The sequence below is a fragment of the Natrinema soli genome (assembly GCF_028618695.1).
In genome coordinates, this window is the sequence record NZ_JAQIVI010000448.1 from 1 (window position 1) to 333 (window position 333).

The window sequence follows — 333 nt, forward strand, 5'->3', positions numbered from 1 at the left end:
AGTTCGACCACCTTCGAGAGTACCAACGCGGGGATCCGCTCCGTGACGTCCACTGGAAGACCGCCGCCAAGCGCCCCGACGACGAACTGGTCGTCACGGAGTACGCCGACGACGAGACGGTCGGAGCCGTCACGGTCGCCGCGGAGTGCCGTTCGCGCCGATTCGACGAGCTCGCCGACCGCGACGATGAGTGGGCGGCGGCCACCGCAAGCGTCGTCACCGTTCTCCTCGAGCGAGGCGCGCCGGTCGGCCTCAGCCTTCCCGACGAGACGCAGCAGCCGGGAGACGGCCGAGAACACCACCGCGAACTGCTGGGACTGCTGGCCGTCGCCG

General features: G+C 70.3%; 1 protein-coding gene. It reads left to right on the forward strand.

The window, feature by feature from the left end; all coding sequences use genetic code 11:
• Nucleotides 1-333: DUF58 domain-containing protein (locus PGX04_RS23605; protein WP_273740744.1), on the forward strand; the 333-nt coding region annotated here is incomplete at both ends.